Origin of the sequence: Phyllobacterium zundukense, from assembly GCF_025452195.1 — a bacterium.
GTDB classification, from domain to species: Bacteria; Pseudomonadota; Alphaproteobacteria; order Rhizobiales; family Rhizobiaceae; genus Phyllobacterium; species Phyllobacterium zundukense_A.
Genome location: NZ_CP104973.1, coordinates 3,263,785 through 3,275,744, shown reverse-complemented (window position 1 = coordinate 3,275,744; position 11,960 = coordinate 3,263,785). Strand labels below are relative to the sequence as shown.

The 11,960-nt window shown below is 56.7% G+C and carries 14 protein-coding genes; 10 read left to right on the top strand and 4 right to left on the bottom strand.

Annotation, left to right across the window (positions count from 1 at the left end):
- Window positions 1–40: 40 nt before the first annotated feature.
- The 4 genes from N8E88_RS28430 to N8E88_RS28415 form a co-directional block, all read right to left on the bottom strand.
- Window positions 41–814, bottom strand: coding sequence for an NAD kinase (locus N8E88_RS28430; RefSeq protein WP_262293466.1), 774 nt, complete (start codon window positions 812–814; stop codon window positions 41–43).
- A 188-nt stretch (window positions 815–1,002) separates the two neighbouring features.
- Window positions 1,003–1,233 carry a hypothetical protein gene (locus N8E88_RS28425; protein ID WP_262293465.1) on the bottom strand — a complete coding sequence of 77 codons (231 nt, stop codon included), beginning with the start codon at window positions 1,231–1,233 and terminating at the stop codon, window positions 1,003–1,005.
- 633 nt (window positions 1,234–1,866) lie between these two features.
- Complete coding sequence (locus tag N8E88_RS28420) at window positions 1,867–2,274, bottom strand: hypothetical protein (RefSeq protein WP_262293464.1); 408 nt, start codon at window positions 2,272–2,274, stop codon at window positions 1,867–1,869.
- Between the two features lie 110 nt (window positions 2,275–2,384).
- On the bottom strand, window positions 2,385–3,464 hold the full coding sequence (locus N8E88_RS28415) for an ABC transporter ATP-binding protein (RefSeq protein WP_262293463.1): 1,080 nt from the start codon (window positions 3,462–3,464) through the stop codon (window positions 2,385–2,387).
- Between the two features lie 99 nt (window positions 3,465–3,563).
- Between N8E88_RS28415 and N8E88_RS28410 the strand changes: the two genes are divergently transcribed.
- From N8E88_RS28410 to N8E88_RS28365, 10 genes are all read left to right on the top strand, one after another.
- Window positions 3,564–4,259 (top strand): GntR family transcriptional regulator, encoded by a 696-nt coding sequence (locus N8E88_RS28410; RefSeq protein WP_262293462.1) that lies wholly within the window; start codon window positions 3,564–3,566, stop codon window positions 4,257–4,259.
- Window positions 4,256–5,236 (top strand): alpha/beta hydrolase, encoded by a 981-nt coding sequence (locus tag N8E88_RS28405; RefSeq protein ID WP_262293461.1) that lies wholly within the window; start codon window positions 4,256–4,258, stop codon window positions 5,234–5,236. Before N8E88_RS28410 ends, N8E88_RS28405 begins: the two co-directional genes overlap by 4 nt.
- A 27-nt stretch (window positions 5,237–5,263) precedes the next feature.
- Window positions 5,264–6,466 (top strand): ABC transporter substrate-binding protein, encoded by a 1,203-nt coding sequence (locus tag N8E88_RS28400; RefSeq protein WP_262293460.1) that lies wholly within the window; start codon window positions 5,264–5,266, stop codon window positions 6,464–6,466.
- 51 nt (window positions 6,467–6,517) lie between these two features.
- Entirely contained in the window at window positions 6,518–7,441 is a 924-nt protein-coding gene (locus tag N8E88_RS28395) for a carbohydrate ABC transporter permease (protein WP_262293459.1), read from the top strand.
- Window positions 7,438–8,271, top strand: coding sequence for a carbohydrate ABC transporter permease (locus N8E88_RS28390; RefSeq protein ID WP_114429364.1), 834 nt, complete (start codon window positions 7,438–7,440; stop codon window positions 8,269–8,271). The genes N8E88_RS28395 and N8E88_RS28390 overlap by 4 nt, the downstream gene beginning before the upstream one ends.
- 29 nt (window positions 8,272–8,300) lie before the next feature.
- Complete coding sequence (locus N8E88_RS28385) at window positions 8,301–9,182, top strand: sugar phosphate isomerase/epimerase family protein (protein WP_315975320.1); 882 nt, start codon at window positions 8,301–8,303, stop codon at window positions 9,180–9,182.
- A complete protein-coding gene (locus N8E88_RS28380) occupies window positions 9,179–10,174 on the top strand; it encodes a Gfo/Idh/MocA family protein (protein WP_262293457.1) in 996 nt (331 codons plus the stop codon). The genes N8E88_RS28385 and N8E88_RS28380 overlap by 4 nt, the downstream gene beginning before the upstream one ends.
- 96 nt (window positions 10,175–10,270) lie before the next feature.
- Window positions 10,271–10,456 carry a hypothetical protein gene (locus N8E88_RS28375; RefSeq protein WP_262293456.1) on the top strand — a complete coding sequence of 62 codons (186 nt, stop codon included), beginning with the start codon at window positions 10,271–10,273 and terminating at the stop codon, window positions 10,454–10,456.
- Window positions 10,453–11,469 carry a Gfo/Idh/MocA family protein gene (locus N8E88_RS28370; RefSeq protein ID WP_262293455.1) on the top strand — a complete coding sequence of 339 codons (1,017 nt, stop codon included), beginning with the start codon at window positions 10,453–10,455 and terminating at the stop codon, window positions 11,467–11,469. Before N8E88_RS28375 ends, N8E88_RS28370 begins: the two co-directional genes overlap by 4 nt.
- A 137-nt stretch (window positions 11,470–11,606) precedes the next feature.
- The gene (locus N8E88_RS28365) at window positions 11,607–11,828 is read left to right on the top strand and encodes a hypothetical protein (RefSeq protein WP_262293454.1); all 222 of its coding nucleotides are present in this window, start codon (window positions 11,607–11,609) and stop codon (window positions 11,826–11,828) included.
- The last annotated feature ends 132 nt before the right edge of the window (window positions 11,829–11,960 follow it).

Here is an 11,960-nt window from a genome sequence, read left to right as displayed (position 1 = left end):
AGAGTTCGTTACAATTGTGCATCATTTTATTCTGATGTTGTCAATAAAGGAACTGTTCCTTGAGAATTCGTTCGTTCCAGGAATGGTTCTTGTCAAACAGAATGGTCGCCCTGAGTTGAGATGCTTCTTCAACGGTGACCGATAGAACGGATTTTACTTCCATATGATCGGCGACGGCATTTACCGGCCGTTTCTCTGGCTCGAGGATATCGAACCGCACGGTCACTTTGTTCGGCAGGAGTGCACCGCGCCAGCGCCGGGGGCGAAAAGCGGAAACCGGGGTGAGGGCAAGAAGCCGTGCATCGAGCGGCAGAATCGGTCCTTGCGCTGAAAGGTTATATGCGGTCGAGCCGGCCGGCGTTGCGACCATGACGCCATCGCAGATCAGTTCTTCCAGCCGCACCTGCTCATCGACGCTGATCCTGATCTTGGCAGCCTGGTATGACTGTCGCAGCAATGAGACTTCATTCAATGCAAACGCCGTGAACGTACCGTCTTCGGCGGACTCCGTTACCATCTTCAATGGCCGGATTGTCTCTGCTTGCGCTGCCTCCACCCGTTCCTTCAGCGCGGTGTCGCTGAACTCGTTCATCAGGAAACCGACCGACCCACGGTTCATGCCATAGATCATTTTGCCTTGGTTCATGTAGTTCTGCAGCGTCTGCAACATGAAGCCATCGCCGCCAAGCGCGATGATGACATCGGCATCCTTGGCCTCGGCCTGCCCATAAATCCTTGTGAGATCGTGTAGCGCCTCATCGGAATCCGGCGTGCCGGAGGAAAGAAAAGCAAATGTTTCGATTTTCCGGTTCATGGCTGCCTGCATATCCGAACGACTGGCAACGTGCCTAACACGCCGGAAGCCATCTGGCAAAAAGACCATGAAGTATTCTGGAGATGGCAGCGCTACAGGATGGTATCGAAACGATGCTGTTACAAGCCAATCGGGCGGCAGGTGATCGCCGCCAATAGATGACTCTTTAACATGCTGCGAAAGCGTGGCTAAGCCGCTGCAGCCAGATAAAATCGCTGATACAGCTCCCGCTCAAGTTCCTCGAGATCCGTATTCACCAGTGTCCGGCCATCGCTGTGCAGCAAATAAACGGCGCCACTCTTTTCGATGCAACAAAGTCCATCGGCGTAGACAAACCCTTCGCCTTCACACAAACCTTCCGCATGGAGATCGTCACTATAGTCACGCGAACCTTGAAACTCCTCGAAGCTCATGGTCATTTCTTCAATCCTTCCAGCCGCAATTACCGCGTCATTGCAGGATTTGACCTGATTCGGCTGTCCGAAATCAACCCATAGTGGGTAGAGAAGGCGGATGGCCACTATATTTTTGCAAGCGTCGGAGATTTTTGTGCCCGCGCAGCACCATTTCATCCAAACGACTTTATGGCGCCCGTCCGGCAAGTTGCAGCATTAGGATTAATGCAACTTGAGATAGGGAGTTGCTTTGTCACACATACGTTCTCAATGCAGCATTGTATTATTCCTCCGGTCGATCGGGAGGACACGCAAGTCGTGCCACTGATCGGTCGGACTGGGAGGAGATAGAGATCTACGAACGCACAGCATCCCCCCGCCATGCGTTTGTCTCTCTCCTCCCTTTTTTCTGTGAAAGTCATTCAGGGAGGCGGAAATACGCCTTTCGGTGGATAGCCATAGGGCTACACATACGGCGACCTGCAACGGGTGTATTCTCGCCGTACTGACCGACCTTTCGACCTCGATTGCACCCCGATTTAACGGTTAGCCTAGCTGGGAGGAGAAGAGGCGCAAACGTTACGTCTTTTTCCTCCCGATTTTTGCAGAAGCACCATATGGCGGGTCTCGCTGTTTTTTTCCTCAGCGTGCGCCCGCCTAGTGGTTTCTGCTGACGTTCAGAAAGATTGTTGCGATGTTCGCCAGATGGCCATCACCGCCTTCCCGGTACGCCTGACCGCCCGCTGCCGATATCGCATCGAAAAGACGGTTTCCTTCTTGCGTTGCTTTGGAGATTTCGTCGAAGACCTGCTGACTATTTTTCCTGTCGACAAACTTGGTGTTCACGTAAGCAGCCAGCAGCCGCTTCCGCCGCTCGATGTCATCGGTCATCGCGCCGTAAAAACCCCAGACAAACCATGTTTCTCCAGTTTGCATATCAGCATCGCTGATTTGCTTGCGCTGCCAGTCGGGAAGCTTGGCCCGCTGTGCATCGGCTGTCGTGCTAGCCAACTCGTAAGCTTCGCTGTCGGTCTTGCTGCTTGCGGGTGTCATGGCAACCTCCAATAGCCAATCGGCTGGTCGAAACATCATAGCAACATGGACCGGCCGGCGACAACCTTACCGCTTAAGGGCGATGATACGGACAATAAATGCGGTCGGCAACATATCGTATTTCAATTGATCCGCTGGCCGCTATCCGTCTCGAAGAGGTGAGCATTGGCAATATCACCCTTTACCGAGAGCCGCTCGCCGACCCGGATTTCAGCTGATCTTGGGAATTCGATGGTGACAAGTTTTTCGGTTCCGGCATCGAGATAACCGAAGGTCTGGCTGCCAAGCCGTTCGACCACCGCCAATTCGCCGCTGAACCAGCCCTCGGTGGTGTCGCAGACGGTCAGGTCTTCCGGCCGGATGCCGAAGGTAACCGTTTTAGCTGCAACTGGGCCGTCCCCAGCATCTATAACGGCTTTGCCTGCGGGCAATTGCAGGACGAAATTGTTCCGGGTGGATTCAACGACATTCACCTGCAAGGTATTCATGGTCGGACTGCCGATAAAGCGTGCCACGAAGAGACTTGCCGGCTTGCGGTAAAGGTCAAGTGGATGCCCGATCTGTTCGACGTTACCCGCGTTCATAACGACAATCCGATCAGCGAGTGTCATAGCCTCCACCTGATCGTGCGTGACGTAGACGGTCGTCGCCTGCATGCGGCGATGCAGTTTGGCAATTTCAAGCCGCATCTCGACGCGAAGTGCGGCATCGAGATTCGACAGCGGTTCGTCGAACAGGAATGCCTTCGGTCGGCGAACGATGGCGCGGCCCATCGCAACCCGCTGGCGCTGGCCGCCCGAAAGTTGTGCCGGCCGACGCTCAAGATAATCCTGAAGCTTGAGGATATCGGCCGCGCCTGTCACGCGCGTGTCGATTTCATTGGTGGTCTCGCCGCGCATTTTCAGGCCAAACGCCATGTTTTCTTCAACGCTCATATGGGGGTAGAGCGCGTAGTCCTGAAAGACCATGGCAATATCGCGATCGGAGGGCGGCAGGGCATTGACGACCTTGTCGCCAATCCTCAATTCACCCGCGCTGATTTCCTCCAGCCCGGCGATCATTCGGAGCAGGGTGGATTTCCCGCAACCGGACGGGCCAACAAGAACGAGAAACTCGCCGCTCGCGACATCGATATTTACCCCGTGGATCACGGGAACTGTCCCGTAGAGTTTTCTGATCTGCTTCAGACTGATCGCTGTCATTCGATTGTTCCTCCGGCCGATACGTTATTGACTTTCATTATCGATATCAATATCAATAATGATAATTAGCGTCATCTGCAACCAAGAGGAGAGCTTGCAGTGCCCGACGACTCCATCACGCGCAGATCAAATCGCCCATCCTATAGTCCGCTTCCAGCAAAGGCGGCGGTGGCGTTCGATCAATTGAAGCGGGATATCATGCTGGGAGAGTTGCGCGCCGGCGAGCCGTTGACGGAGCTTGATCTGGCGGCGCGGTTCCAGTGCAGTCAGGGTACCATTCGTGAAGCCCTGCTGCAGTTGCAGGAAGAAGGATTGGTGCGACGCCAGGGGCACCGGGGCACCCAGGTATCTGCCTGCACGGTCGATGAAGCCGTTGAAATGTTCCGCGTGCGCCAGCAGATCGAATGCAATGGCATCGTTCGCGCACTGCGCCATAAGAGCCGGACTCTCGTTTCCGACCTTCAGGAACTTGCGGACGATATGGCAGAGTCTGCAAACCACGGCGACGAGCTCCAACTCGCGGCACTGGACCGGGATTTCCATCGGCGGATTTTTCGCGATGCAGACCTGCCGGCGCTCGATCCGATCTTGCACCGGTGTCTCGTGCACAACCATCGCTTCAAAATATCGAGAAGTATCGGTTCCCGCGATCTGATGGCGACAGCACTACGGCACCGCGTCATAATTGAAGCTATAGAGCAGGGCGATGTGGCCGCTGCAACGCAAGCCTTACATCACCATATCGCGACGATTGTCGACTTCGGGCCAACTGTGTTTCCGGACGCTGATCAATGAACGGCGCTGGTTTTTCCAATGAACTTTCAGCGGAGATGCGCGCTTTGTTGCTGCGCGTCGAAGAGGAGCTGGGGCCGCTAGCTGATCCCACATTGCTGCCAGCGGAAGAGGGCAGGGCGCAATCCGAACGCTCAAACCAGCGGAACAATGTAAACCTGCCGCCGCTTGCTCAGACGCGAGACATCATCGTTGCCGCCAACACAGAACTCGGTTCCCAGGATTGCCGCATGCGCGTGCTTGTTCCGCATGGTGCAGGCATTGGCGCAGTGCTTTTCGTTCACGGCGGAGGGTTCGCGTTCTGCAGTCCTGAAACGCATGAGCGTTGTGCCCGGGTTCTCGCCAACGAAATCGGATTGCCCGTGCTCGTTCCCGATTATCGGCTTGCCCCGGAAAATCCGTTTCCAGCGGGTCTGCATGACGTTGTCGCCTGCCTGCGTGCTGCATTCACGGCGACTGCAGAAGCAGGCGTGTCTAGGGGACCGCTTATCATCGCAGGCGATTCAGCGGGAGCCAATCTCGCGCTTGCAGCCGTCATGCACGAAGAGAGAGCAGGGCGTTCGCTACCGTCAGGCATGCTTCTGTTCTACGGCGCGTTTGGTGCCGACTTCACCACGGAGTCGTATGGCCAGTTTGCTGAAGGCCCCGGTCTGACGCGTGGCAAGATGCAGCGGTACTGGAACTGGTATTGCGCGAATGAGGATACCCGCCGCAATCCGCTGGTGGCACCGTTACACGCCGACGACCTTGTACTGCGCGCATTGCCGCCGCTCTATCTGTTGGCCGCTGGCATTGATCCCCTATTATCGGACACGCTTCTCTTCGCTGATCGGCTGAAGGCCGTCGGCCGCAACGATCCCCTCACTGTTGTGCCGGGGGTAACGCATGGATTTCTGCAAAATACGAATGAACTGGCTGCTGCGCGGGAGGCGCTGTTGGCGGCCGGGGAGGCTGCTCGAGGAATGATCCGCGGCAGTTGACGACCCATAACAAAGGTGGAGGAAGCGATGAACATTCTCAAGAAACTGGGTATCAGTTGCGCGTTCGTGGCCGGCCTAGCGGTGAGCGCCGCCAATGCGGCCGAAACGGTGCGGTTCTGGTATCATTTCGACAATCCGGAAAATCCGATGTCGGATCTCGTGGCGAAGTTCGAGGCGAAAAACCCCGATATCAAAATTGAAGCGGAAAATGTTCCGTGGAACAGTTACTACGACAATCTGTATACCTCCCTGGTTGGCGGCAATGCGCCGGACGCCGGGATGGTCAAGCTTTTTGCGCAGCCGCGACTGGCTGAAATGGGCGCGCTGGAGCCGATTGGCGACCGTATCAACGCGTGGCCGGGCAAAGCCGATCTTCTCGATAATCTGCTGGAATTGAACAAGGGGCCGGATGGGCAGCAATATTACCTGCCGATCCAGTACGTCGTGCTGTATCTTTATTACCGCACCGATCTCTTCAAGGAGGCGGGCCTCAATCCACCGGTGACATGCGAAGACTTCCGCACGGCAGCGCAGAAATTGACGAAAGCCCCTGACACCTATGGTTTTGGCCTTCGCGGCGGCAAGGGCGGCTGGGACCAGTGGGGGACATTCGTCTTTTCGCAAGGCGCGGAACTCAAGCCGGGCGGCCTTACCAGTCCTGAAGCTGTCGCGGCTAATCAGTGGGTGATCGATCTGTTCCAGAAAGACAAGGTTATCCCGCCATCGGCTCCTAATGACGGCTTCCAGGAAATTGTCGCAGCATTCAAGGCTGGCAAGACGGCCATGACCATTCATCATATTGGCTCATCCAATGATTTGGTCAAAGCGCTGGGAGATAAGGTTTCCGCCGTCCCAGCCCCCAAATGCGGCGGCAAGCAATGGACATCCTATGGCGATGAATCGCTGGCGATTTTCTCGTCGTCACAGGTGAAGGATGCTGCCTGGAAGTGGATATCCTTTCTCGCCGAGGGTGAAAACAACGTAGCCTTCAACAAGGCGACGGGCCAGATGACTGTAACCAAGAGCGGTTCCGAACATTGGACCCTGCATGAACGCCGTTTCGTTGACGCTACAGTCCAGTCTCTGCCATTTGCCCACGTGCTGCCGCAAAGCACGGCGACAGCGGAGTTCGTCAATACTGCGTGGCAGACGTCGATGCAGCAAGCGCTCACCGGCCAAATCACCTCGCAACAGATGATGCAGCAGCTTGAAAGCCTCTTCGCGCAGTAGCGCGGAGGGGTTTCCTAGTACTGGTCGACGTCCGCCGAAAGTAGATTGTCCATGTCAACGCTTGCACCATCAGCGCCTCACGAACCCACGCAGGTCCGCCCGCTTCGCAGCCGGCTGATGCCGTACGCCCTGCTGGCACCGGCAGTGCTCGTGACATTGTTCATCGTGTTCTTCCCGATGGTTCAGGCGGTCGTCACCAGCTTTTACGACCTGGTCCTGTGGAAGCCCAATGCCAGCCGGTTCGTGGGCTTCGGCAACTACATCAAGCTCTTGCATGACCCGGTATTCTGGACTTCGCTCGGCCATACTGCCATATGGATCGGCTTGACGGTGCCCTTGCAGATGGGTCTTGGCCTGGTCGCGGCGCTCCTGCTCAATCGCGAGTTCCCATGGCGCGGTCTGGCGCGTGCCCTCGTCATAATTCCGTGGGCCTTGCCGAGCGTCGTCATCGCGCTGATGTGGCGCTGGATTTATGATCCGACCACCGGGGTGCTCAATGACATCCTGCTTTACCTGTCGATTATCCATTCAACCGTGCCTTGGCTGGCCGATCCGCATCTCGCGCTCTATGCAGTGATCGCGACGCTCACCTGGCAGGGCTTTCCGTTTTTCGCGGTGATGATCCTTGCCGGTTTGCAGGGGATACCCCAAAGCCAGTATGAAGCCGCCTCTATCGACGGGGCCAGCACGTGGCGTCAGTTCGTCCATATTACACTTCCGGGAATAGCACCCGTGCTGGCGACGGCGGGCCTGCTGCGAATTATCTGGGTTGCAAATTCCATGGACGTCATCTTCGTCATGACAGGTGGCGGCCCGGGTTATGCCACGCACACACTGCCGCTTTACGCGTTTATCAAAGCCCGGCAAAATCTCGACTTCGGCTATGGCACTGCCATCGCCGTTACGTTCACGATCCTTCTCGGCGCCATCGTGGCCGCCTATATCGTCCGCACCATGCGCGAGGTGGAACGATGAACAAGCCTTCGACGCTCCGCCGGATTCTCACGACGGATATTCCTGTCGTCTTCATCATAATGCTCGCCATGGGGCCATTCGTCTGGATGATCCTGACGTCTTTGACTCCGACCGCGCAGTTATCTGCGTCCGGCGTATCCCTGTCGCCGGCGGGGTGGAGCATGGACAATTATATCCGCCTGCTGGAACAGACCTCGTTTCTCGGCAATATGCTGGACAGTCTGATTATTGCCGCTGGTACTGTCGTCCTCGGCCTTGCAGTTTCAGTCACTGCGGCCTACGCGCTGTCACGGTTCCGCTTTCCGGGCCGCAAGCTGGTCATGCTGCAATTTCTGCTGGTCAACATGTTTCCGATCGTGCTGCTGATCCTGCCGCTCTTTATCCTTATGCGGAAGATTGGCCTTCTCGATACGCATCTTGCGCTGATCCTCGCCAACTCAACTGTCGCCATTCCGTTCGCGGTCTGGATGCTCCGGAGTTACATCGGCGCTATTCCGCGCAGCCTCGACGAAGCGGCAATGATCGATGGCTGTTCCCGGCTGCAAGCGTTACGTCGCGTTGTTCTGCCACTGGCCATGCCCGGCATTATTTCGACAGGCATCTATATCTTCATTACCGCCTGGAACGAATATCTCTACGCCCTGACGCTTGGCGGCCGCAACGTTCGCCCCGTTACCGTCGCAATCCAGACGCTGATAGGTGAATACCAGATCGAATGGGGTCTGCTCGCTGCCGGCGGTGTCGTCGGCGCACTTCCCGCCACTCTGCTTTTCCTTCTCGTTCAACGCCGGCTTATCGGCGGCCTCACCCAAGGCGCAGTGAAGGGATGACTCTTTTTAATATCAAAGAAGGACCCATGATGAATCCCATCGGATTGATCTCCATGCAATATGCAAGGCCATTCACCGCCGAGCATTTCCACCTCTTCAAGAAAATGCGCGAGCTTGGCTTTGACTTCGTCGAACTGCTGGTGCCCGAGCCGGGCGAAATCGACCTTGCCGAAGCCCGGCGCGCTTTGGACGATGCCGGACTTGGCGTCGTCCTCGCCGCGCGCGTCAATATGCAACGCAACCTTTCATCGCACGAGAAAGATGCCCACCGCGCCGGCATCGATTACCTGCGCTATACGGCGGACTGCGCGGCTGAACTCGGTGCGACCGTTGTTGGCGGTCCTCTGACCGGCAATCCGCTGGTGTTTGCCGGGCGCGCACCAGTACCGGTAACCGAAGAAGAACGGCTGGCGCGTAAGGACCGCTGCATCGCGGGACTGAAGGAAGCGGGCGATCACGCTGCAAAAGCCGGTATTCTGCTCGCCGTCGAACCGCTCAATCGCTTCGAAAGCGATGTGTTGTGCACGACACAACAAGCCATCGAGCTGCTTGATGCGGTGGACCATCCGGCAGTCAAATTGATGCTCGACACATTTCACATGCACATGGAGGAAGCGTCGATCCCCGAGGCCATCCGGCTTGGCGGCGATCATCTCGTACATTTCCAGGCCAACGAAAATCATCGCGGCTTCCCTGGCACCGGCTCGACCGACTGGGTTGCAGTTTGTCGTGCGCTGCACGAGGTGAACTACAAAGGCCCGGTATCGCTTGAGCCCTTTCGGCGCAACGATGATCGCTTCGGCGTTCCATTCGCGCAGTGGCGCCCGCCGCATGAGGACGAAGGCGAGCGCCTGGCGGCAAGCGCAGCCTTTATCAAATCCCATCTCACACTGACGGAATATCGGCGATGACATTGAAAATCGGCTGGATCGGTTGTGGCATCCACGCAACCCAGATGCTACTTCCCCAATTGGTCCGCCACGACGTCGAAATCGTCGCGCTGTGCGATATCGATGGCAAGCGTCTTGCCGATGCGGGCCGGCAGTTTGGCGTTGCGCGCCTGACCAGCGACGCCGAGGAGTTGATCCGTATGCCCGGTATCGATGCCATCGGCATGGCCGTGGGACCGGATCAGCATCTGGATTTCGGCAAGCTTGCGCTCGATCGGGGTCTGCCTGTGTTTATGGAAAAGCCGCCATCGGGAACAGCGGCTGGCGCGCGCGAGCTTCGTGCTGCGTCCGAGCGCGCTGGAAAGCCGTTGCTTGTCGGTTTCATGAAACGGTATTCGGTCGGCAACAAGATTGCCCACAACATCATCAAGTCCGGGCGGTTCGGGCCGGTGCTTGGCCTTACGGGATACTATATGACCGCACCGGGCTACTTTACCGGCAATGTCGATTACACCGGCTTCTTCCTGCATCACTGCGTGCACTATATGGATCTGGTGTCATTCTTCGTGTCGCCGGTGCAAACCATTTCAGCGCGAAAGGTGGAAAAGACACCGGGCAGGGTCCTTTTCCACGTCGGATTCGAGTTCGAGTGCGGCGCCATTGGAAATATCGCGATGGGTACGATCCAGTCGCGGGGCACCCCGGTCGAGCGCATCGAGTTGATGAGTGACCACCAACGTCTCGAGGTGGATGACGTTATTGAGGTGCGGTGGAACCGCAACCCGCCCTTCAAGGTAGACGACCCCGAAGCAACACTCGCGGACGATGTCGACACTCTGACATGGAAGCCAAATTTTACGGCAGCGGCAAACGAAGATCCGAAGGGCTATTATTCACTCTTGGCCGATGTGGTCCCGGCCCTCGGCGGTGCGCCGACTGCTGCCCCGACAATTCATGATGGGGTGATAGCCATGGAACGGCTGGAGACGTTGCGACGGGAGCTCGCCTTATAGAACATTGAATTGCTGCAATTGATCTCGGCTCATATGCCTTCTCCTGCAAAGGAACTTCTGATCACATCGGTTGTAGCTGAAACTTAGCCCTGATATATGAGCAAGGAACCAATTACCTATTTCAAAAGCTTCCTCGCTGATGTGCGTGATCGCACCGAAACAGCGATGAAACAGCAGCATGTTTTTACGGTCAGCAGGCTTGCGCTTGAAGCCCAGGAACGCGCGACGGTGCTGACCCAGCGTCCATCATCGCGGTCAGCGGAGGGAACCAACCCATCATGAAAAAGCCCGGCCTTGCAATTATCGGACTTGGTCCAGCCGCATTGCCTCATGCCAGGAGTCTTGTCGACTTGAAAGATCGGGTGGATGTAATCTGGGCCGCCAGTCGCACGAAGGACCGCACGAACGAATTCGCGCAGTCCTTCCCGTTTCCAGTGACAAACAGTATCGATGCGGCTATCAACGATCCTGCCGTCGATATCGTGCTGGTGCTGACGCCGGCCAATGCGCATCTGGAAATCGCTGAAAAGAGCTTTGCTGCTGGCAAGCATGTACTTCTGGAAAAGCCACTCGATATAACGTTGAAACGGGCTGAGCGGATTGTCACGCTTGGCCGCGATCATGACAGGACATTCGGTGTGGTGCTGCAGCATCGGTTTCGCCCGGCAAGCCTGCGCCTGCGCGAAGCGCTTGAAGACAACCGTCTCGGAGCAATCGAGGCGGCATCGTTGCGGGTGCCTTGGTGGCGGCCGCAGACCTATTATGATGTCGGTGGACGAGGCAGCTTCGCCCGAGATGGCGGCGGCGTTCTATTGTCACAAGCAATCCACGCGCTCGATTTATTTCGTTCGCTTCTTGACGTGAAAGAGGTCATAGCATCTCAAATCCGCACTACTTCGCTTCACCGGATGGAAGCGGAAGATCACGTGACGGCATTGATGACTCTCGGCAACGGCGCACCGGCCGCGCTGCTTGCCACTACGGCTGCGTTTCCAGGCTTTCCGGAGACCTTGGAGATCACCGGTTCACTCGGTTCCGCTTATTTGACCGGCGGTGCATTACGACTTTCATGGCTTGATGGCCGTGAAGAGATCGTCGAATCCGAAGGCAAGTCCGGTAGCGGCGCCAACATCATGGATTTTTCGCATGATGCACACCGCGCCCTCATTGCCGACTTTTTGACGGCTGTTGCCGAGAGCCGCGATCCTGTCGTCACAGGCGAAGAGGCGCTGGCAACGCAAAGACTGATCGCAAAAATTATCCGCGCTGACCCGACCAATAACCAACCCATATGAGCAAACCCTGAAATGCAGAAATCCTGCGCCGCATCGAGCCTCAACGATTGCGGTTCACAACGGTTCTCCTCGGTGATCTGATAAGGTCGGCCTTGTGGGCGATTTGAAACTTTCATTGTTTTAAGTAGAATGACGCAATGACGCCGCAACGCTTTGTAGAGGCACTCGAATGCGTGCACTGGACGCCGACCCAGATTGCCGAAGTGCTCGAATGTGACATTTCGTTGGTTGAAGCTTGGGCAAACGAAAAAGAAAAAATTCCTGTAGAGGTAGGAGCCTGGCTTGAGTCCCTTGCTGAAGCTCATGAGGCATCGTGCGTGCCTCGCACTTGCCGAAAAAAACGCGCTGCGGATGTATGATTCGGGGCCTTCCGCCGGTCGTGGTGTCCTCCGCACGCGCTGATTTCAAGCGCCGGGAGTCGTCTTTATCCAATCAACATCCTGCGCAGACGAGCCGACTGCCCGAAGGAGTGCACCAGGGTAGCGCCCCTG